At 68.9% G+C, this 21,342-nt stretch carries 16 protein-coding genes; 3 read left to right on the top strand and 13 right to left on the bottom strand.

Annotated features, from left to right (window positions below; translation table 11 throughout):
• Positions 1-4: 4 nt before the first annotated feature.
• Positions 5-1,231, bottom strand: coding sequence for an aspartate aminotransferase family protein (locus ACQ5DX_RS08250; RefSeq protein WP_430332167.1), 1,227 nt, complete (start codon positions 1,229-1,231; stop codon positions 5-7).
• A gap of 153 nt (positions 1,232-1,384) precedes the next feature.
• Here ACQ5DX_RS08250 and hrpA point away from each other — a divergent pair, with 153 nt between their 5' ends.
• Positions 1,385-5,332, top strand: coding sequence for an ATP-dependent RNA helicase HrpA (gene hrpA, locus ACQ5DX_RS08245; protein WP_430332166.1), 3,948 nt, complete (start codon positions 1,385-1,387; stop codon positions 5,330-5,332).
• A gap of 40 nt (positions 5,333-5,372) precedes the next feature.
• Here hrpA and nrdR read toward each other — a convergent pair whose 3' ends face one another.
• Positions 5,373-5,864 carry a transcriptional regulator NrdR gene (gene nrdR / locus ACQ5DX_RS08240; RefSeq protein WP_430335586.1) on the bottom strand — a complete coding sequence of 164 codons (492 nt, stop codon included), beginning with the start codon at positions 5,862-5,864 and terminating at the stop codon, positions 5,373-5,375.
• Between the two features lie 252 nt (positions 5,865-6,116).
• Positions 6,117-6,614: a LysM peptidoglycan-binding domain-containing protein gene (locus ACQ5DX_RS08235; protein WP_430332165.1), complete on the bottom strand. Its 498-nt coding sequence runs from the start codon at positions 6,612-6,614 to the stop codon at positions 6,117-6,119.
• Positions 6,615-6,894: 280 nt separating this feature from the next.
• Here ACQ5DX_RS08235 and lexA point away from each other — a divergent pair, with 280 nt between their 5' ends.
• A complete protein-coding gene (gene lexA, locus ACQ5DX_RS08230) occupies positions 6,895-7,608 on the top strand; it encodes a transcriptional repressor LexA (RefSeq protein WP_430332164.1) in 714 nt (237 codons plus the stop codon).
• Between the two features lie 77 nt (positions 7,609-7,685).
• Here the strand turns inward: lexA and ACQ5DX_RS08225 are convergent, their stop codons facing one another.
• The 8 genes from ACQ5DX_RS08225 to ACQ5DX_RS08190 all read right to left on the bottom strand — a co-directional run bounded on the left by ACQ5DX_RS08225 (position 7,686) and on the right by ACQ5DX_RS08190 (position 17,511).
• The gene (locus ACQ5DX_RS08225) at positions 7,686-8,831 is read right to left on the bottom strand and encodes an acyl-CoA dehydrogenase family protein (protein WP_430332163.1); all 1,146 of its coding nucleotides are present in this window, start codon (positions 8,829-8,831) and stop codon (positions 7,686-7,688) included.
• A 156-nt stretch (positions 8,832-8,987) separates the two neighbouring features.
• Positions 8,988-10,244 carry a uracil-xanthine permease family protein gene (locus ACQ5DX_RS08220; RefSeq protein ID WP_430335585.1) on the bottom strand — a complete coding sequence of 419 codons (1,257 nt, stop codon included), beginning with the start codon at positions 10,242-10,244 and terminating at the stop codon, positions 8,988-8,990.
• A 222-nt stretch (positions 10,245-10,466) separates the two neighbouring features.
• Positions 10,467-12,065, bottom strand: a complete 1,599-nt coding sequence (locus ACQ5DX_RS08215) for a hypothetical protein (RefSeq protein ID WP_430332162.1) — start codon at positions 12,063-12,065, stop codon at positions 10,467-10,469.
• Positions 12,066-12,256: 191 nt separating this feature from the next.
• Positions 12,257-13,360 (bottom strand): hypothetical protein, encoded by a 1,104-nt coding sequence (locus ACQ5DX_RS08210; RefSeq protein ID WP_430335584.1) that lies wholly within the window; start codon positions 13,358-13,360, stop codon positions 12,257-12,259.
• Positions 13,361-13,385: 25 nt separating this feature from the next.
• Positions 13,386-14,876, bottom strand: coding sequence for a GTPase HflX (gene hflX, locus ACQ5DX_RS08205; RefSeq protein ID WP_430332161.1), 1,491 nt, complete (start codon positions 14,874-14,876; stop codon positions 13,386-13,388).
• A 77-nt stretch (positions 14,877-14,953) separates the two neighbouring features.
• Entirely contained in the window at positions 14,954-15,823 is an 870-nt protein-coding gene (dapF, locus tag ACQ5DX_RS08200; protein ID WP_430332160.1) for a diaminopimelate epimerase, read from the bottom strand.
• Between the two features lie 39 nt (positions 15,824-15,862).
• Positions 15,863-16,774, bottom strand: coding sequence for a tRNA (adenosine(37)-N6)-dimethylallyltransferase MiaA (miaA, locus tag ACQ5DX_RS08195; RefSeq protein ID WP_430332159.1), 912 nt, complete (start codon positions 16,772-16,774; stop codon positions 15,863-15,865).
• Complete coding sequence (locus tag ACQ5DX_RS08190) at positions 16,771-17,511, bottom strand: hypothetical protein (protein ID WP_430332158.1); 741 nt, start codon at positions 17,509-17,511, stop codon at positions 16,771-16,773. The genes miaA and ACQ5DX_RS08190 overlap by 4 nt, the downstream gene beginning before the upstream one ends.
• Positions 17,512-17,677: 166 nt before the next feature.
• On the opposite strand from ACQ5DX_RS08190, the gene ACQ5DX_RS08185 reads away from it, so the two are divergent.
• Positions 17,678-19,030: a DUF349 domain-containing protein gene (locus ACQ5DX_RS08185; RefSeq protein ID WP_430332157.1), complete on the top strand. Its 1,353-nt coding sequence runs from the start codon at positions 17,678-17,680 to the stop codon at positions 19,028-19,030.
• A gap of 67 nt (positions 19,031-19,097) precedes the next feature.
• On the opposite strand, the gene ACQ5DX_RS08180 is transcribed toward ACQ5DX_RS08185, so the two are convergent.
• Both ACQ5DX_RS08180 and miaB read right to left on the bottom strand, forming a co-directional pair.
• The gene (locus ACQ5DX_RS08180; protein ID WP_430332156.1) at positions 19,098-19,709 is read right to left on the bottom strand and encodes an Rv2732c family membrane protein; all 612 of its coding nucleotides are present in this window, start codon (positions 19,707-19,709) and stop codon (positions 19,098-19,100) included.
• Positions 19,697-21,214 carry a tRNA (N6-isopentenyl adenosine(37)-C2)-methylthiotransferase MiaB gene (gene miaB / locus ACQ5DX_RS08175; protein WP_430332155.1) on the bottom strand — a complete coding sequence of 506 codons (1,518 nt, stop codon included), beginning with the start codon at positions 21,212-21,214 and terminating at the stop codon, positions 19,697-19,699. Before miaB ends, ACQ5DX_RS08180 begins: the two co-directional genes overlap by 13 nt.
• Positions 21,215-21,342 lie beyond the last annotated feature (128 nt).

Here is a 21,342-nt window from a genome sequence, read left to right as displayed (position 1 = left end):
GGGATCACCCCAGTGCCGCGGCCACTCCCGCCGCCATCTCGGCGACCTGCTCGTCGGTCATGACGAACGCCGGCGAGAACTGCATCGCGCCCTGGCCGGCGGCACGACCCGAGATCCCGAACACGCGCAACGTCTTCACGAACGGCAGCGCCTCCGCCGGATCGACCAACTGCAACGCCGCGACCGCACCGAGGCCGCTGCGTACCTCGGCGACCCGCGGGTGTGCGGCGAGCGGGGACAGGTGCTCGTGCAGCGACGCCTCGAGCCGCTTGGAGTCCGCGAGCAGGTTCTCGCGCTCGATGATGTCGAGGTTCGCCATCGCCGCTGCCGCGGCGCCGGCATGACCGCCGTAGGTGTAGCCGTGCCGCCACCACACGCCCGTGGAGAAGAACGGCTCGGCGACGCGCGGGGCGACGAAGACCGCCCCCATCGGAACGTAGCCCGAGGTGAGGCCCTTCGCGGTGGTCACCATGTCGGGTTGCAGGTCGAAGCGGGTCGACGCGAACCACGAACCACCGATCCGGCCGAAGCCGGTGACGACCTCGTCGACCACGAACAGGATGTCGTGCTCGCGGCAGATGTCGCGCACCTCGGTCAGGTAGCCCTCCGGCGGCAGATAGACGCCGCCGGCACCGATGATCGGCTCGCAGAAGAAGGCAGCGATCGCGTCTGCGCCCTCCTTCTCGATCAGCGCGAGCAGGCTCTTTGCGTCGTCCCACGCAACGGTGCGGGTGTCGGCCATCAGTTCGCCGTAGCCCTCGCGGTTGGCGGGGATGCCGGCGAGGGCGGTGCCGCCGACGTGCATGCCGTGATACGCCTTCTCGCGCGCGACGACGAGTTTCTTCGACGGGCGTCCGACCTCCATCCAGTAGCGGCGGGCGAGCTTCGCGGCGGAGTCGACCGAGTCGGACCCACCCGACGTGAAGAAGACCTTCGATCCGGGCACCGGGGCGATCTCGGCCAGCCGCTCGGCGAGCGCGACCGTGACGTCGGAGGTGAGGTCGCCGAAGTTCGAGTAGTGCGCAATCTTCGACAGTTGCGCGGCGACCGCGTCGGCGATCTCGGTGCGTCCGTGCCCGACGTTGGTGAACCACAGTCCGGCCGTCGCATCGAGGTAGCGCTTGCCGCCGTCGTCCCAGATGTACGCGCCGTCACCGCGCGTGACGACGAACGCGCCGTCGCGCTGCACCGCACCCATATCCGCGAACCCGTGCCAAAGCGCTGCACCCATGGAAATCCCCTCGTCCAGTCGAGTTGTCTCCCCCGCGACTATGCCACGGAAATGTCGTCACCCTCCTCGCCGCCGCCGCGGTCGATGTCCGGCTCCGCGCAGCACCGGCCGAGCCGGAATTGTCGTTGCGCGCTTCGATAGGCTGTCCGGAGCATGTCGACACCACCATCAGCAGCCGACGTCGGGCTCGATCGCCGCGAGGCGAGGAAGCGACTCGGCGCACTCACCCTCCGTGACGAGCACCGTCTGCGCCGACGCCTCGACCGCGCCAAGTCTCCGTCCGCGTTCGCCGCGTTGGGCGAGGAGATCACCGCGGCCGAGTTGCGGATCGCGGGACGCCGGGCCCAGGTCCCGTCGATCACGTACCCGGAATCGCTCCCGGTCACGCAGCGCCGAGACGACATCGCCGCCGCGATCGAATCCCATCAGGTGGTGATCGTCGCGGGTGAGACCGGCTCGGGAAAGACCACCCAGATCCCCAAGATCTGCCTCGACCTCGGACGCGGCATCCGCGGCATGATCGGGCACACCCAGCCCCGCCGGCTCGCCGCCCGCACCGTCGCCGAGCGCATCGCCGAGGAGGTGGGACGCGAACTCGGTGACACCGTCGGGTACACCGTCCGGTTCACCGACCAGGTCTCCGACTCCACGCTGGTCAAGCTGATGACCGACGGCATCCTCCTCGCGGAGATCCAGCGCGACCGGATGCTGCGCCGTTACGACACGCTGATCATCGACGAGGCCCATGAGCGCAGCCTCAACATCGACTTCATCCTCGGATACCTCAAGCAGCTGCTGCCGCGCCGACCCGACCTCAAGGTCATCATCACGTCGGCGACCATCGACCCCGAGCGCTTCGCGGAGCACTTCGCGGTCGACGGCGTGCCCGCCCCGATCGTCGAGGTGTCCGGGCGCACGTTCCCCGTCGAGATGCGGTACCGGCCACTCACCGTCGAGGTCGGCGAGCAGACCTTCGACCGCGACCCGGTGGACGCGGTGTGTGAGGCCGTCGACGAGTTGTGCGCGGAGGGCAACGGCGACATCCTCGTCTTCCTGTCGGGCGAGCGTGAGATCCGCGACACCGCCGACGCACTGCGCGACCGCAAACTCCGGAACACCGAGATCGTGCCGCTGTACGCGCGGCTGTCGGCGGCCGAGCAGCACAAGGTCTTCACCCCGCACACCGGTCGCCGCGTCGTGCTGTCCACCAACGTCGCCGAGACGTCGCTGACGGTGCCGGGTATCCGCTACGTCATCGACCCCGGTACCGCACGCATCTCGCGCTACTCGGTGCGGACGAAGGTGCAGCGACTGCCGATCGAACCGATCTCGCAGGCGTCGGCGCGTCAGCGCGCCGGTCGATGCGGCCGTGTCGCCGACGGCATCTGCATCCGGCTGTACGCGGAGGACGACTTCGAGGCGCGGCCGCAGTTCACCGAACCCGAGATCCTGCGCACCAACCTCGCGTCGGTGGTCCTGCAGATGACGGCCCTCGGGCTCGGTGACATCGAGGCGTTCCCGTTCGTCGAGGTACCCGATCCGCGCGCCATCCGTGACGGCGTCGCGCTACTCGAGGAACTCGGCGCGATCGCATCGGTTAAGCAGGTTCCGAAGGGTGACGGCCAGGCTCCCGCGGGCCCGCAACTCACGGCAACCGGACGCGAACTCGCGCAACTTCCGGTCGATCCGCGCATGGCACGCATGCTGGTGGAGGCACACCGCAACGGCTGTCTGCGTGAGGTCCTGGTCATCGTCGCGGCACTGTCGATCCAGGACGTGCGCGAGCGTCCGGCCGAGTTTCAGCAGGCCGCTGACGAGAAGCACGCCCGCTTCAACGTGGAGAACTCCGACTTCCTCGCTTATCTGAAGCTGTGGGAGTACCTGCGCGAGCAGCGAAAGGAGCTCAGCTCCAACCAGTTCCGCAAGATGTGTCGCAACGAGTTCCTGCACTGGTTGCGCATCCGCGAATGGCAGGACCTGCACGGCCAGCTCCGCCAGATCACCCGGGGGCTCGGGTGGGAGACGTCCGATTCCGATGCCAAAGCGTCGGAGTCGGCCGAGTCCCTGATCCACCAGTCGCTGCTGGCGGGGCTGCTCTCGCACATCGGCCTGCGTGAGGGCGAGAAGCGGGACTTCCTCGGCGCCCGCGGGAGCCGGTTCGCGATCTTCCCCGGCTCGGGTTTGTTCAAGAAGCCACCGCGCTGGGTGATGGCCGCCGAACTGGTCGAGACCTCGCGGCTGTGGGCCCGCATGGCTGCCCGCATCGAGCCCGAATGGGCCGAGAAGTTGGCGCCGCACCTGGTCAAGCGCACTTATTCCGAGCCGCACTGGTCGACGAAGCGCGCGTGCGCGATGGCGTACGAGCGCGTGACGCTCTACGGCGTCCCGCTCGTCGCCGACCGACCCGTCACCTACAGCTCGATCGACCCGGAGGCCTCGCGCGACCTGTTCATCCGGCACGCACTGGTGCAGGGCGAATGGCAGACCCAGCACAAGTTCTTCCACGCGAACCGGGTGCTGCTCGACGATGTCGAGGAACTCGAGCACCGCGCACGCCGCCGCGACATCCTCGTCGACGACGAGACACTGTTCGAGTTCTACGACCAGCGCGTCGGTCCGGAGGCCGTGTCCGCCAAGCACTTCGACACGTGGTGGAAGAAGGCGCGGCGAGAGAACCCGAATCTGCTGAACTTCACGACCTCCACGGTCGTCAACGCCGATTCGGCCGCCGTGCTCGAGGGCGACTACCCGGACGCCTGGCGTCAGGGCGACGTCCAGTTCCCGCTCACCTACCAATTCGAGCCCGGCAAGGAGGACGACGGCGTTACCGCCAGGATCCCCGTCGCGCTGCTCGCCGCGGTGCGCCCGGTCGGCTTCGACTGGCTGGTGCCGGGCATACGCACCGAACTGGTGACCGCGCTGATCAAGACGCTGCCGAAGCAACTTCGACGACAGGTGGTTCCGGCGCCGGACTTCGCCGCCGCGGCGCTGTCCGCCGTGAAGCCGCGCTCGGAGTCACTCGTCCACGCGATGGCCCGGGAACTGTCCCGGCTGGGGAACTGCCGGATCGAGCCGACCGACTTCGACGTCGCCTCACTCCCCCCACACCTGCGGATGACGTTCGCCGCGGTGGACGAGAAGGGCAAGGTCCTCGGTAAGGACAAGAGCCTGACCGCGCTGCGCCGCACGCTCGCACCGCGGGTCGAGGTCGAGGTCGCCAAGGCGACCTCGAACACCGAGCGAAAGCCCGCGCTGGTGTGGACCGCGCAGACCCTCGGCACGCTGCCCGAGTCGGTCACCCGCACGATCGGCGGCCAGAAGGTCACCGGCTATCCGGCGCTGGTCGCCGAGGATTCCGGCGTCGCGGTGCGGGTGCTCACCACCCCCGCCGCCCAGCGCGCCGCGATGCGGGCCGGCACCCGCCAGCTGCTGCTGAACGCGGTTCCCACCCAGGCCAAGTCGGTGACCAACGGCATGAGCAACGCCGACCGGCTGGCGCTCGGGCAGAACCCGGACGGCAGCTTCGACGCACTACTCGAAGACTGCCGGGCCTGTGCCGTCGACGAGCTGATCGCCGACAACGGTGGCCCGGTGCAGGATCCGGCCGAGTTCGAGAAGCTGACCGCCACGGTGCGCGCACAGCTCGCCACGCGGGTGGCACGGCTGCTGCGCCTGCTGCTGCCGGCGCTCGCGGAAGCGCACCGGCTGGCCGTGCTCCTCGATCGGGCGAGCGGCGAGGCCGCCGACGACGTGCGCGAGCAGCGGGAGTCGTTGCTGTTCCCTGGGTTCGTGACCGAACTCGGTTCGAAGCGCCTGAAGGACCTGCCGCGCTATCTGGCGGCAGCGTCGATGCGACTCGAATCGTTGCCCGCCAGCGCGCAGCGCGACCAGGTCGGGATGGACTCACTGGACCGCGTATACGCCGCCTACGATCGCATGCTCTCGGCCCTACCGGAGGAGCGTCGCGGTGACGACGACGTCAACGAGATCCTCTGGAAGATCGAGGAGCTGCGCGTGAGCCTGTTCGCGCAGACCCTCGGGACCGCGATCCCGGTGTCGGAGAAGCGCGTCCTCAAGACGATCGACGCGATCCGGCGGTAGTCCCCAGGGGCGCCGTCGGTCGCGTGTCGGGGTGGCCGGCCTACTCGGCCGCCGTGTCGGCCTCGGCGAGTTCGGCCGTGCGGCTCTCGCGGTGCGCCCGCAGATCCTTGATCTCCCGCTCGAAGTCCTCCGCAGAACTGAACGACCGGTACACCGACGCGAATCGCAGGTAGGCCACCTCGTCCAGGTCGCGCAACGGCCCGAGGATCGCCAACCCCACCTCGTGGCTGGGGATCTCGGGGGACCCCGACGCGCGCACGGTGTCCTCGACCTGCTGGGCCAGCTTGTACAGCGCATCGTTGTCGACCTGCCGGCCCTGGCACGCACGCTGGACACCGCGCACGACCTTCTCGCGGCTGAACGGCTCGGTGACACCGCTACGCTTGACCACCGCGAGGACGGCGGTCTCGACGGTCGTGAACCGGCGACCGCACTCGGGACACGAGCGTCGACGGCGGATCGCCGCGCCCTCGTCGGCCTCACGGGAATCGACCACGCGCGAATCAGGGTGCCTACAGAACGGGCAGTGCATGGTGAATCCTTCGTAGCCATCGTGGCCGCTGCGCCGCATCTCGACCGATGCCGGTTCCAGCAGGACCGGCGCACGCAGAACAGGAACGAAATCGACGCGACCACGCGATGTGGTGTGACTGACAGGATTCGAGGATACCCGCCTCTCCCAGACCGGCAGCGACTCCCGGGTACCGAGGCGGATGGGCGCGTGGCCAGCCCTTCCCGACGTCATGCTCGAACGCCTCCTCCATCCCCCGTCGTGCGACGGGGTTCAGCGGTCGAGCGCTACCGGCGCGAGCAGAGTCTGCCCCGCCTGCACGGCCGCGCTCGACATCTCGTTCAGCTTCATGATCCGATCGACCACCTGGCCCACCGGCGCGCCGGGAGCGACACGCGACGCGACGTCACTGAGCGTCTCGCCGCTCTGCACCCGCACGGCCGCGGTCTCCGTCGGCACCGCTCCCGCGGCCCCGGTCAGATTCGCGAGGGCACCCAGGCCGAGGACGGCACACGCCGTGACGACGACCGCGGCAGCCACGTTCCGCAGGCCCGCGAACCGCGCCTGCGGCCGCACCTGGTCGTGCGATGGAGACGACGCCCTCGACACGCGCGAACCGCGAGATCCGTGGCGCGGGACGGCGTCGAAGCGCACGGTTCCCGCACGCGGTCCCACCGATTCCGCGCGACGGGCGCGCGTCGGCCGGACCCGCCGCACCGTGCCGTCACCGATCAGACCGGCCGAGCCATCTCCCGAAAGTGCAGTCCCCATCCGAACCCTCCCAGCGAGTCGTATTCGCTCGTCGGACACATCACGAGTCGTCCGAACCCAAGTTGTTCGATCACGTGTTCGATAGAACACATATTCGATTTCTACCACGCGGCCACGACAAAGTCAGCACCTTCTCCGACAAATCTCGAACAGATGTTTGAAGTCGAGGAGTGATCGGGATAGATTTGTGGCAGTACATACAGGCGGGCGGAAGACCGGCACCGACGACACCGCGGCGAACGCGGCTGTGTCGTCAAGGGCTGTCAGGGAGGCGAACGGCATGAAGGACGACAACTCGGGTACCTCCAGCGAGGGCGGACGCGAGCCGTCCGTCGACGCCGGGAAGCTCACGGATCGGCAGCGCAAGGTCCTCGAAGTCATCCGCGCGTCCGTCGCCGATCGTGGCTATCCGCCGAGCATCCGCGAGATCGGCGACGCGGTGGGCCTGACCTCGACGTCGTCGGTCGCACACCAGCTGCGCACGCTCGAACGCAAGGGTTTCCTGCGGCGCGACCCGAACCGCCCCCGCGCCGTGGACGTGCGCGGGCTCGACACGCCGGCGAGCCGGAGTCGCACCGAGGCCGCGTCGGCGGCATTCACGCCGGCCGACGAGCTGCCGCCCCCGACGTTCGTGCCGGTCCTCGGCCGGATCGCGGCCGGTGGACCGATCCTCGCCGAGGAGGCGGTCGAGGACGTGTTCCCGCTGCCGCGTGAGCTGGTCGGGCAGGGTTCGCTGTTCCTACTCAAGGTCGTGGGCGAGTCGATGATCGACGCCGCGATCTGCGACGGCGACTGGGTGGTGGTGCGCCAGCAGAACGTCGCCGAGAACGGCGACATCGTCGCGGCCATGATCGACGGCGAGGCCACGGTGAAGACGTTCAAGCGCACCGGCAAGGACGTCTGGCTCATGCCGCACAACCCGCTGTTCGACCCGATTCCCGGCAACGACGCGGCGATCCTGGGCAAGGTCGTCACGGTCATGCGCAAGCTCTGACACGAACGCGAAGGGCGGGCCCGCGGCACGTTGCCGCGGGCCCGCCCTTCCGATTCCGGGTGATCGACCGAGGGTGATCAGCTCAGGTCGAGGCCTCGACCGATGATCTCCTTCATGATCTCCGTGGTGCCGCCGTAGAGGGTCTGGACGCGGGAGTCCATGTACGCCTTGGCGATCGGGTACTCGCGCATGTAGCCGTAGCCGCCGTGCAACTGCAGGCAGCGGTCGATGAGCTTGACCTGTGCCTCCGTCGTCCACCACTTGGCCATCGCGGCGTCCTGCACCGTGAGCTTGCCGGCGTTCAGCTGCTCAACGAACCGGTCGACCAGCACCCGCACCGCGGTTGTCTCGGTCGCCAGTTCCGCGAGGACGAATCGGGTGTTCTGGAAACTGCCGATCGACTTGCCGAACGCCTTGCGGTCGCGGCAGTACTGGATCGTAATGTCCAGGCACGACTCCATGGCGGCCGCGGCGACGACGGCGATCGACATGCGCTCCTGCGGCAGGTTCTGCATCAGGTAGATGAAGCCCATCCCCTCCTCGCCGAGGAGGTTCTCGGCCGGCACCCGGACGTCCGTGAAGCTGAGCTCCGCGGTGTCCTGGGCCTTGAGGCCGATCTTGTCGAGGTTGCGTCCCCGCTCGAAGCCCTCCATGCCGCGCTCGACTGCGAACAGCGAGAAGCCCTGGGCACCCTTGTCCGGGTCCGTGCACGCGACGACGATCACGAGATCGGCGTTGATGCCGTTGGTGATGAAGGTCTTGGCGCCGTTGAGGATCCAGTGATCGCCGTCCCGCACGGCGCGGGTCTTGATGTTCTGCAGGTCGCTGCCGGTGCCGGGCTCGGTCATCGCGATCGCGGTGATGAGCTCACCCGAACAGAAGCCCGGCAGCCAGCGCTGCTCCTGCTCCTCGTTGGCGAGCTTGATCAGGTACGGCGCGACAACGTCGTTGTGCAGCATGAACCCGATGCCGCTGTAGCCGCCGCGGGTCGTCTCCTCGGTGACGATCATGTTGTAGCGGAAGTCGTCGACTCCCCCGCCGCCGTACTCCTCCGGGACGGCCATTCCGAGGAAGCCCTGCTTACCGGCTTCGACCCACACCGATCGATCGACGATGTTCTGCTCTTCCCACTGATCGTGGAAGGGCGCGACGTGCTGGTCGAGGAACTTGCGGTAGGACTCCCGGAAGAGATCGTGTTCCGGTTCGAACAGGGTGCGCTCCACGCCGTCTCCTCTTGTCTCCACAGATCGACAGCCGCCCGCGCGGCGGACGTGCTGCCTCGATTCGACCGTAGGACGCGGATCAGGACCGATCCATGACCGAGACGAGCACGATTCGTGACCGTTTGGGGCGGATCACGAACCGTGCTCGAGCGGTGGTCAGCGGCGACGCAGGGTATCGAGCCAGCGCATCACCGGGTAGGCGACCAGGATGCCGACCGAGCCCCAGGCGATGCCGCCCAGTTCGACGGAACCGATCGACAGGGTGAGGTTGCCGATACCGGCGACGAGTGCGGTCGCCACCACGGTGAGGTTGACGGGATCGGTGAAGTCGACCTTGGCCTCCATCCAGATCCGTACACCCAGCACACCGATGAGGCCGTACAGCACGAGCGTCGCGCCGCCGATCACGCCGTCGGGCACCGTGAACACAAGTGCCCCGAACTTCGGAGAGAAGGACAGCACGATCGCGGTGGCCGCGGCGACCCAGTAGGCCGCGGTCGAGTAGACGCGGGTCGCGGCCATGACGCCGATGTTCTCGGCGTAGGTCGTGGTGCCGGAGCCACCGCCGATGCCCGCGATTGTGGTCGCGAGACCGTCGGCGAACAGCGCGTTGCCGGCGAGGTCGTCGAGCGGACGCCCGGTCATGGCGGACACAGCCTTGACGTGTCCGACGTTCTCGGCGATGAGCACGATGACGACCGGCAGCGCCAGCAGGATCACCGATAGTTCGAACGTCGGCGCGCGCAGGTGGGGCACGCCGAACCACGCCGCCTCCCGCAGGGCGTCGACGCGCTCGTCGGCGAGGCCGCCGGTCAGCGCGGCGAACACCCAGCCGACGACGACACCGACCAGGATGCCGAGCCGGCCCATGATGCCCGGGCCGATCACGGTGGCGAGCAGGATGCCCAGCAGCGTCACGGCGGCGATCAGCGGCTGCGCCTCGAAGGACCCCACGGCCGCAGGGGCGAGGTTGAGGCCGATCAGCGCGACCACGGCGCCGGTGACCACCGGAGGCATCACGGCGTCGATCACGCGGGCGCCGATTGCCTTGACCAGCGCACCGACCAGCATGAGCACCACGCCCGCCGCGACGACGCCGCCGAGCTGGGCTGCGGGCCCCTCGCCGGCGGAGGCACTCAACGGCGCGATGAACGCGAAGGACGAGCCGAGGTAGCTGGGGATTCGACCGCGAGTGATGATGAGGAACAGCGCGGTGCCGATTCCGGAGAACAACAGCGTGGTGGTGACCGGGAACCCGGTGATGGTCGGAACCAGCAACGTCGCGCCGAACATCGCGATCACGTGCTGCATACCGATGCCGACAGTCCGCGGCCACGAGAGCCGCTCGTGCGGCGCAACCACCGCGCCGTCGCTGATGCGTCGACCGTCGCCGTGCAGCGCCCATCCGAACATCCCGGTGCCGGCTTCCCGTTCGGGCGCGCGCTGCGCGTGGTCCTCTGTACTCGTCACAGTTGGCCAATACTAGGGCCACCGCCTGCAGCGATACACCACCGCACCGGGACTCGCTGCCCGAATCACGTAGATACCGGGCACCTGGTTCGATCGAGTGGCCGAACCCGAACGGCTGCGGCCACCCACCGGACGGTGGGTGGCCGCAGCCTTCGATCAGGTCCGCTAACTCGTGGGAATCATCGGGTAGACCCGATCCACCCCGGTGCCCACAACCCGGACGGTGAGCGGCGTCGCTCCGTTCCACGCATGCGCGGCCACCGATGCGGACGAGTTGACCGGGATGCTCACCGGAGAGCCGGTGGTCACGTTCTGATCGCCCACGCCGTCCCGGCGCCGGACGTCGAGGGTCATCGATCCGGGAACCCCGATGCCGGCGAGGGCATACACGTAGTCACCGTCGGTGTCGCGTTCCACCGAGAGGGAGCTACCCGGCAACAATCGCAATCCGGTTCCTCGGGTCGACACCGACCAATCCGCCTCCTCGCTGGCGAGCATCACGGTCGGCGCGACCGGGAAGTTGCTGCTGAGGCCAAGTTTGCGCTGACTCTGATCGACCTTCACCGAGGTGGTGGCGCCCGGCAACAGTTTGATGCCGTCGAATTCGTTGATCCAGCCGTCACCGTAGAGCGAGATGTCGATGTCCGCGGCCCGACCCACAGGAACGTCGCCGATCGTCATCTCGAAAGCGACGCCGGCGGGAACGCTGAACAGCTGGGACTGCTGGTCGTTGATGACCGGGAGCATCTCGATTCCCGCGACGTCACCGCCGCCGGGCGCGGTGACCTTCATAAGCCAGTCGAGGATCGTTCCATCGGGATTCTCGGCCTTGTCCTTGACCAGGACGAGGACAGAATCGTCGCCCGAGTCGCGGCAGGTCGGGCACTCGTGCACCTCCGTCGTCTGCGACAGCTCGGTCAAGTGCATCCGATTGCGCGGCGAACCGACGAACAGGTAGCTCTTGTCGGCCGGGTTCAAAGCCGTTGTGTAGTACCAGCGGTCGGCGGCGGCGTCGGCCACGACCATCTTCTCGACGCCGGGGTAGTTGTTGTCGTACACGACGATTCCGGTCTTGCCGTTGCCAAGGTCGCGCAACGCGATCGGCGTTATCGCGTGGCCGCCGATATCCCCGAAGATCGACAGGACGTAGTTGTCACCCCGGGCCCATCCGGCCGAGAGTGTGCCGAGCGTGTCGGCAACCGAGGATTCCGAGATCGTACCGCTCGTCGGAAGGGAAATCTGGGTGCTGGCGTACCGCGAGATCAGCCCGTCGAGTCGGTCCGATGGCGGCTCCGCGTAGACGTCGCCTCCCGATGGAAGATTCGCTGTCCTGTCGAGTTGGTCTGTGGAGAAGAGACCGGAGAGCGCCGCAAAGCCGAAGCAGTGCCCACCGCTCCATGTGTCGTTCAGATCCGCCTGGAGTGCCTGGCCGGTCGCGGTGAGGACGCACCCACCGTCGACGATTCGAGCGCAGATCCGATCTCCGTACAGAGACCGCATCACGGCGGGGGTCAGTCCCCGCCGGTGCTCCTGTGAGGACTCGCCCCAGTTCTCGAACGAGAACCCGTCACGCTTCACCTCGAATCCGCTGGTCGCGATCAGCGTGCCCGACGTCGGATCGACCGCGACGTACGACTCCTCGTCGCCGGATGAACCCAGCGAACCACTCGACCCGAGAAACTCCGACAGTGGCGCTGCGCCCGCAGGCGCAGAGAACGCCAACAGAAGCAGAGCGATGAAAACCGATAGGTAGCCCCGACGCACCGTACCTCCCCTATGTCATTTTCGGTGCTGGACAATCGAATCCAGCATCAGGCGACACTAGCGGATCGGTGCCCGAATTCAGGTGATAATCCGGTTCACTCCAGGACGGGTCGCGGCACCTCCGGTGTCGCGAGACGCGCTGTCCCCGAAGAGGGCTCAGCGCCGAGAGAGTCGGGTGACGGCGAACTCGGTCAGTGCCCGCGCGACCGCGACCGCCGCAGCACCAGGCCGAACGTCGCGAGTCCGGCCACGAGCGCGCCGCCGAGAAGGGCCGGCGTCGACCACCGCGAGACACCGGCGTCCTCGCCGGACGCGTCCGTGGTGACGGACTCTCCCACCGACGCCGACAGCGATACCGATCCACCGGCCCACGAAGCGTCGCGGGCCAGATCGACTGCACCGTGCAGCACCTGCAGCGGTGGCAACGGTCCGCCGGCGGATTCCGATCCGGCGAGCAGGTCGCCGTCCGGCGTGAACGCGAGCGCCTCGCCCTGCGGCTCGTTCGGCAGAGCCACCCGCACCGGGGTGGTCGTGGTCAGCGCGCGGCCCAGGTCTCCGTCCGGGGCCGAGAACAGGTAGACGTCGGTGTAGGTGCGGACCGCGGCAACCGTTCCGTCGGCGCTGACCGCGCCGCCGGTCACCAAGGTGGATCCGCCGATCGGCACCGGACCGCCCGGCGTGCCGGTGGGCCCGAGGCGCACCTGGCCGACCCGCTCGAGCGCGGTCGGCCCGGGTGACGCCAGCCCGTCGAGCGAAGCCCCGCCGGCGGGGCGGTAGATCCCGTTGGCGACGAGCACTTCCTTGGTCACGATCAGCGGCACCCCGTCGCGCTGGATCAGCAGAGTCTCGGCGTCGTGCGGTCCGTCCGGATACGTGAGGCGGTGCAACTGCCCGTCACCGGACGCCGGATCGAGGCTGATCAGGGCGACCGTCTGCCGCTCCCGCAGATTGTCGCCGGTGTCGGACAGCCACAGTCGGCCGTCGGCTCCGACGCCCATGTCCTCGATGTCGTACGGCTCCACCGGGACGGGCAGTGTGCCGACCGTCGCGCAGTCGTCGCCCATGACGGTGACGAAATCGTCGGTGCCGCTGTCGCCGATGCCGTACATCTTGCCGCCGAGGACCGCGAGGCCGGAAAGTTCCTCGAGCGCCGGATCGGTGGGCGTGCACAGATGCTCGAACTGCGCACCGGTCAGCAGGACACCCGACCCACTCGAACCACTCGAGCCCGCGCTCTGGGCGGTCGCGGGAACTCCGGCGAGCAGTGCCGGCCCGAGCGCTACGACACCGGCCAACGCCAACCCGGCCGAACCGCGGACGTTACGCACGCCCCGCGTAGTCGACGAGAGCCGACGCCAGGGACTCCGGTACACGGACGCGCATCCGGGTTCCGGTCTCCTCGTGCGTCGAATCGAGGATCTGACCGTCCGAGTGGATCCGCGCGACGAGGTCGCCTCGGGTGTACGGCACGAGGACATCTACCTCGACCTCCGGACGTCGGACGATCTCGGACAGCCGTGCACGCAGTTCATCGATGCCCTCCCCGGTTCGGGCGGACACGAACACCGCACCGGGCAGGAGCCCGCGCAGCTGAGTCAGGACCACCGGGTCCGCCGCATCGATCTTGTTTACCACGATCAATTCGGGCGGCGCGGCCGTATCGTTCTCGCGGATCACCTCGGTGATGACCTCGCGCACAGCCTTGATCTGGTCGGTCGGCAGCGGATCGGATCCGTCGACGACGTGGAGCAGGAGGTCGGCGTCGGTCACTTCCTCGAGCGTCGAGCGGAATGCCTCGACCAGCTGGGTCGGCAGGTGCCGGACGAATCCCACGGTGTCGGTGAGGACGAACTCGCGACCGTCCTCGAACGTCGCGCGCCGGGTGGTCGGGTCGAGAGTCGCGAACAGCGCGTTCTGTACGAGCACGCCCGACCCGGTGAGGGCGTTGAGCAGGCTCGACTTGCCGGCGTTGGTGTAGCCCACGATGGCGACCGACGGGATCTCGCTGCGGAGGCGGTGGCTGCGCTTGGTGTCGCGGGCCGACTTCATCTCCTTGATCTCGCGACGCAGCTTCGCCATCCGCTCGCGGATCCGGCGACGGTCCGTCTCGATCTTGGTCTCACCGGGACCGCGAAGACCGACGCCGCCGTTGCTGCCCGCACGGCCACCGGCCTGCCGGGACATCGACTCACCCCAGCCACGCAGGCGCGGCAGCATGTACTCCATCTGCGCGAGCGCCACCTGCGCCTTACCTTCCCGGGAGGTGGCGTGCTGGGCGAAGATGTCGAGGATCAGCGCCGTCCGGTCGATGACCTTGACCTTGACGACCTTCTCCAGCGCGGTCAGCTGCGCGGGGGTGAGCTCACCGTCGCAGATGACGGTGTCGGCGCCGGTCGCGAGGACGACCTGGCGGAGCTCGTCGGCCTTGCCGGAGCCGATGTAGGTTGCCGCGTCCGGCTTGTCGCGGCGCTGGACGAGGCCCTCGAGAACCTCCGAACCGGCGGTCTCGGCGAGGGCGGCCAGCTCGGCGAGGCTGGCGTCGGCCTGCGCGGCGGTACCGGAGGTCCACACACCGACCAGGACCACGCGCTCGAGTCGCAGCTGCCGGTATTCGACCTCGGTGACGTCGGTGAGTTCGGTGGACAGCCCCGCGATTCGGCGCAGTGCGCTGCGTTCGTCGAGCTGCATCTCGCCGACGGACGGCGCGGCGGAGTCCTCGTAGCGGTCAGCCGAATCGGACGCTGTCGATTCGCCGGCGAAGTCGGCGGACTCCGGGGCGGACGGGAACTTGGTGCGATGTGATTTCGTCATACACGTTCATGGTCCCACGAAGCGCGACGGGCGTGCACACGGATTTCCCCAGGGCGAACAGGACCCGTGCCGGGCATTCACCCCAGCTCGGTCCACCAGCGATCGTCGATCCGGCCGGCCGCGACCAGCACGGACGGCCCCCGCAGCGCCGCGCGTCCGCCGTCGACCGAGACGTGCACCCGGCCTCCGGGCACCCGCACCTCGACCTTGCCGTCGGTGTCGCCGTGGGCGCGCAGCGCGGCGGCGGCCGCGGCGACGGTGCCGGTGCCGCACGAGCGGGTCTCGCCGACGCCGCGTTCGTGGACGCGCATGTCGACCGATCCACCGTCGAGGGCGGTGAGGATCTCGATGTTGACGCCCTCGGGGAAGAACCCGGGATCGAATCCCGGCGAGACGGTGAGGTCCAGCCCGGCGAGCGCGGCCGCCGTCAGGTCCGGGTCCACGCACGCGAGGTGCGGGTTGCCGACGTCGATACCGATGCCCTCGAGGACCCGGCCGCCGACGGTCGCCGTCGAGGTGCCGAGTTCGCGGACGACTCCCATGTCGACGGTGACGTCGCCGTTCACGTGGTCGGCGGCGTGGACGGTGACCGGACGGGCGCCGGCCCGGCTGCCGACGACGAACTCGTCGTGCAGTTCCAGGCCGGTGGCGCGCAGGTAGTGCGCGAACACCCGAACGCCGTTGCCGCACATCTCCGCAATGGATCCGTCGGCGTTGCGGTAGTCCATGAACCAGTCGTCGGCGGCGACACCCTCGGGAAGATCGCGGAGCACGCCGACGGCCATCAGCGCGCCGGCCCGCGCGACCCGCAGAAGGCCGTCGGCGCCGAGTCCTCGACGGCGGTCGCACAGGGCCGCGATTCGGTGTTCGGGGAGGGCAAGGTCGGCGTCGGGATCCGGGAGGATCACGAAGTCGTTCTCGGTGCCGTGGCCCTTGCTGAATTCCATGGCGCCCACTCTAGCGAGGGGCGCCCGCGACCCGATTCGTCAGTCGCCCGCGACCATCCGCAGTGCCGCCTCGACGAGGTTCGGGTCGGCCCCGTCGAGCCAGTGCACCCGAGGATCGCGGCGGAACCAGGACCGCTGTCGACGCACGTAGCGTCGGGTGCCGATGAACGTGCGCTCGAGCGCTTCCGCGCGGTCGTATTCGCCGTCGAACAACGCCAGCACCTGTGCGTAGCCGATGGCCCGCTGCGCCGTCACGCCCTCTCGCAGCCCGACGTCCACCAGTCCCCGAACCTCGCCGACGAGTCCCTTGTCGAACATCAGCTCCGTCCGTAGCCGGATCCGCGCGTCGAGCGCCTCGGTCTCCCGATCGACACCGATGATGACTGTGCCCCAACGGGGCTCGCCGATCTTCGGCGCCGACGCCGCGAACGGCCGTCCGGTGAGCTCGACGACCTCGAGCGCTCGCACGATGCGACGGCCGTCGGTCGGCAGGATCGAGGCCGCCGCATCGGGGTCGACGCGCGCGAGTTCGGCGTGCACGGCCGCGACGCCCCGTTCGGCGAGCACGGATTCCCAGCGCGCCCGGATCTGCGGATCGGTTGCCGGGAACGACCACTCGTCGAGCAGCGACTGCACGTACATCATCGAGCCGCCGACGATGATCGGCACCGCGCCGCGCGCCCGGATGTCCTCGACGTCGCGCGAGGCCGATTCCTGGTACCGGGCCACGGTGGCGGTCTCGGTCACGTCGAGCACGTCGAGCTGGTGGTGGACGATGCCGCGCCGCTCCACCATCGACAGCTTGGCGGTACCGACGTCCATCCCGCGGTACAGCTGCATCGCGTCGATGTTGACGATCTCGCCGCCGAGTCGCTCCGCGAGGTCGAGGCCGAGATCCGACTTGCCGGTGGCGGTGGGTCCGACGACGGCGATCGGGGTCCGTGCCGTCACGGCAGCCACATCCCGACGTGGTACCCGACGCCGTACGGCGCGCCCGTGTAGAGCGATTCGGACTTGCTCGGGCCACCGTCCCCGCCGCCGAAGACGGCCGAAAGCGTCTGCCACGCAGCACGCCCCGGTAACCCGATCGAGCTGCACAGCGCGGGGTCCAGCCGGCCCAGCACGCCGCAGTCGCCGTCGGCGAGCGCCGCGTCCAGTGCCGCCTGCACCTCGGCGGACCGTGCGTCGAACGCGCCGGGCGCCTTGTCGGTCAGAGTGTTCGCCCCGTCGGCGACGACCAGGAGCGCCTGCGGGGTGGGACGTGCGTCGAGTTCACGCCGCAGCGACTCCCCCAGCCGCGCACACTCGTCGGCCGGAGTGTCGGAGGCCAGCATCCGCACCCGCAACCGGGATTCGGGTGCGGACTGTCCGCGCAACCAGCCCGCGATCAGCGCCGCGAGGGGCATCGACCGGTCGACGTCGTGGTCGGATGCGTCCGGCGACAAGCAGACTCGCACGTCCACACCGAATCCCGCGAACGTGCCGCACGTTTCGGGGTCGATGTCGGCGACGAGCGGCATCCCGGGTTCGGCGACACCGACTACCGTCCACTCCGCGCACGAGCCCCCCAGGCGTGTCGCCACATCGAGCGCGGCTCTGCGCAACCGGTCGGTTTCCGGTGCTGCGGCACCGGCCAACTGGGGCACGAGCAGCGGCGGCGAGGGCACGAAAGCGGCGGCGGTCAACACACTGGGCAACGGTAGTCGACCCGAGGTGACGCCTTCCCGGGGTCATACCTGTTTCAATAGTGGTGAACAGTCGCAGGCTCCCGCCCGAACCGAACGACCGGTCGGGCACGAACGGGAGGCGACAGTGCGAACAGGCAGCCGTGACGCGCGGCAGAGACGAGGAGCTATGACCGAGAGCAACGCACCCAAGCCGGGTACCCCCAAGCCGGGTGTCCCGAAGCCCGGCGCCAAGCCCGGTGCTGTGAAATCCGGCTCACCCAAGCCCGGTCCGGCTCCGAGCCACGCCGTTCCAGCCGTCGCCGCCAGCGACCCGAGCCTGTTCGGCCGGGTCGACGAGGACGGCACCGCGTGGGTGAAGACCGCCGAGGGTGAGCGTCAGATCGGTTCGTGGCAGGCCGGCGACGCGGCCGAGGGGCTGGCCCACTTCGGGCGACGCTACGACGATCTCGCGACCGAGGTGACACTCCTCGAGACCCGCCTGGCGTCCGGCGCGGGCGACGCGAAGAAGACCCGGGCGGCCGCCCGCGCGATCGCGGATTCGCTTCCGACCGCCACGGTGATCGGCGACATCGACGCCCTCAGCATCCGGCTGACCGCGATCATCGAGGGGTCGGAGCAGGCCGAGGAGCAGGCCCGACACGACAAGGAACAGAGCCGCAAGGAGCAGACCGCCCGCAAGGAGGCGCTGGCGGCGGAGGCCGAGCAGATCGGCACCGAGTCCACGCAGTGGAAGGCCGCCGGCGATCGACTGCGCGAGATCCTCGACGAGTGGAAGACCATCCGCGGTCTCGACCGCAAGACCGACGACGCACTGTGGCGCCGGTTCGCGAAGGCGCGTGAGGCGTTCAACCGCCGCCGCGGCACGCACTTCGCCGAGCTGGACCGCGAACGCGCGACCGCCAAGTCCCGCAAGGAGGAACTGGTCGCCCAGGCGCAGGCACTGTCCACCGCCACCGACTGGGGGCCGACCGCGGCGCAGTTCCGGGATCTGCTGGCCGAGTGGAAGGCTGCCGGACGCGCACCCCGCGAGGCGGACGACGCACTGTGGCGGCAGTTCAAGGAGGCGCAGGACGTCTTCTTCGCGGCCCGCAACGCCGCGGCCTCCGAACGCGACGCCGAGTTCGCGCAGCACGCGCTCGCCAAGGAGGAGTTGCTCAAGGGCGCCGAGGGTATCGATCCCGAGAAGGATCTCGACGCGGCGCGCGCGGCGCTGCGCGACCTGCAGGAGAAGTGGGACGAGATCGGCAAGGTCCCCCGCGAGCGCATGCACGACCTCGAGGGCAAGCTGCGCACGATCGAGAAGCGGGTTCGCGACGCGGCGGACTCCGAGTGGCGCCGAAGCGATCCCGAGGCACTGGCGCGTGCCGCTCAGTTCCGCGAGCGCGTCGCCCAGTTCGAGGAGCAGGCCGCGAAGGCAAGCGCCGCCGGCCGCACCAAGGATGCCGAGAAGGCCCTCGCCCAGGCGAAGCAGTGGCGCGAGTGGGCCGATGCCGCCGAGGGCGCCGTGAACGAACGCTGATTCGACCCGCATACGAATGAGGGGTGCGACGCCACAAGGCGTCGCACCCCTCATTCGTATGAACGACTCAGACGGTCCAGTCGCCACGCTCGGGGTGGTCCTCCGCCGCCCGGCGCCGCTCCTCCTCCGCCGCAAGCTGCATCGCCGTCCTGCTCCACACCACCTTGAGCCAGTGGAACGTCAGGACCATGACGGTGATCCAGCCCAGGATCAGACCGATCCCCGGTCCGGCTCCGTGCTCCCCCAGCGGAAGGGTCTGCCGCGACCAGATCGCAAGCATGCCGAACACCGCGGACACCGCCGTGCCGGCCAACGCGATCCACGCGAGCACCCAGCGGCGGGTGACGAGCGCGAGGATCGAGAAGACACCACCGAAGACGAGCGCGAGCCACACGAAGATCCGCGACGTGATCTTGATGTGCTCGTCGACCGCGGGCTGGGCGTAGACCAGGACGTCCCAGCCGTTCGCCGATCCGGCGTGCGGCAGCGTGAACGACAGCAGCAGCACCAGCACGCACACCGCGACCACGACCGCCCGGATGCCGGGGTCGATCTCGCCGGCGATCTTCTTCTCGGCGGCCTCGAAGTCCTTCTGGTACTCCGTTATCGGGTCCGGAGTGTTGTCGGCCTGCCGGTTCTCGTCACCGTCAGCGTCGCCGCGCGCGCTCATGCGTTGCATCCCATCTGTACTGGCAGCGGAGCGGGGACACCCACCTGGGGCAGTCCCAGTCCCACACCGATCGGCGGGGTCTTGGGGGTAATCCCGCGTTCGAACGAGTCCCCGGCGCGGGTGCGCCGGTGGGTGAGGATCGGGTCGTCGGCGACGAGGTGGTGCGGCGCGGCGCCGGTGACCACGACAGTGATCACGTCACCGGGGCGCAGGTCGCCGTCGACGTTGCCCTCGGGTCGGAAGTGGACGAGCCGGCCGTCGCGTGCGCGGCCGCTCATGCGTGCGGTCTCGGCGTTCTTGCGACCGTCACCGGCGGTGATCAGCAACTCCACCTCGGTCCCGACCAGCTTGCGATTCTCCGCGAGGGTGATCTCCTCCTGGAGCGCGATCAGACGGTCGTAGCGTTCCTGCACAACGGCTTTCGGAAGCTGGCCCTCCATCTCGGCGGCGGGCGTTCCGGGACGCTTGGAGTACTGGAACGTGAACGCGCTCGTGAAACGGGCCTGCCGGACGACGTCGAGCGTGGCCTGGAAGTCCTCCTCGGTCTCGCCGGGGAAGCCGACGATGATGTCGGTGGTGATGGCGGCGTGCGGCATCGCGGCGCGCACCTTCTCGATGATGCCGAGGAACTTGGCGCTGCGGTACGAGCGGCGCATCGCCTTGAGGACGCGATCCGAACCGGACTGCAGCGGCATGTGCAGCTGCGGGCACACGTTCGGAGTGGCCGCCATCGCCTCGATCACGTCGTCGGTGAACTCGGCCGGGTGCGGCGAGGTGAACCGCACGCGCTCGAGTCCCTCGATCCGACCGCACGCCTCGAGCAGCTTCGCGAAGGCACCGCGATCACGCGGAAGCTCCGGGTCGGCGAACGAGACGCCGTACGAGTTGACGTTCTGACCCAGCAGCGTCACCTCGAGCACACCCTCGTCCACGAGCGCCTGCACCTCGGCGAGGATGTCACCGGGCCGGCGGTCGACCTCCTTGCCGCGCAGCGACGGCACGATGCAGAACGTGCACGTGTTGTTGCAGCCGACCGAGATCGACACCCAGCCCGCGTAGGCGGACTCGCGCTTGGCCGGCAGCGTCGACGGGAACGCCTCGAGCGATTCGAGGATCTCGACCTCGGCCTTCTTGTTGTGGCGGGCGCGTTCGAGCAGCGCGGGCAGCGACCCGATGTTATGGGTGCCGAACACGACGTCGACCCACGGCGCCTTCTTCACGACGGTGTCGCGGTCCTTCTGGGCCAGACAACCGCCGACGGCGATCTGCATGCCGGGGCGGTCCTCCTTGACGGGGGCCAGGTGGCTGAGGTTGCCGTACAGCTTGTTGTCCGCGTTCTCGCGCACCGCGCACGTGTTGAAGACGACCAGGTCCGCTTGCGCCCCCGGCTCGGCCTTGGTGTAGCCGGCGTCCTCGAGCAGGCCCGAGAGCCGCTCGGAGTCGTGCACGTTCATCTGGCAGCCGTACGTGCGGACCTCGTAACTGCGTCCCGCGTTCTGGTCGATCGTCTCCACGCATCCAGGGTACGGCCCCTTGCAAAACCGCCTGTCGGGGCCACGCATCACCCGATCGGCGCGAAGCCCCTGATCTGTATCGTTCAAGATCATGGCGTGCTGGACCGCGAGGTACGGAATAAGTCCAG

Source organism: Rhodococcus sp. ACT016 (genome assembly GCF_050477185.1).
Taxonomy (GTDB): domain Bacteria; phylum Actinomycetota; class Actinomycetes; order Mycobacteriales; family Mycobacteriaceae; genus Prescottella.
The sequence above is the reverse complement of the archived record's forward strand: the minus strand, read 5'-3'. Positions and strand labels throughout refer to the sequence as shown.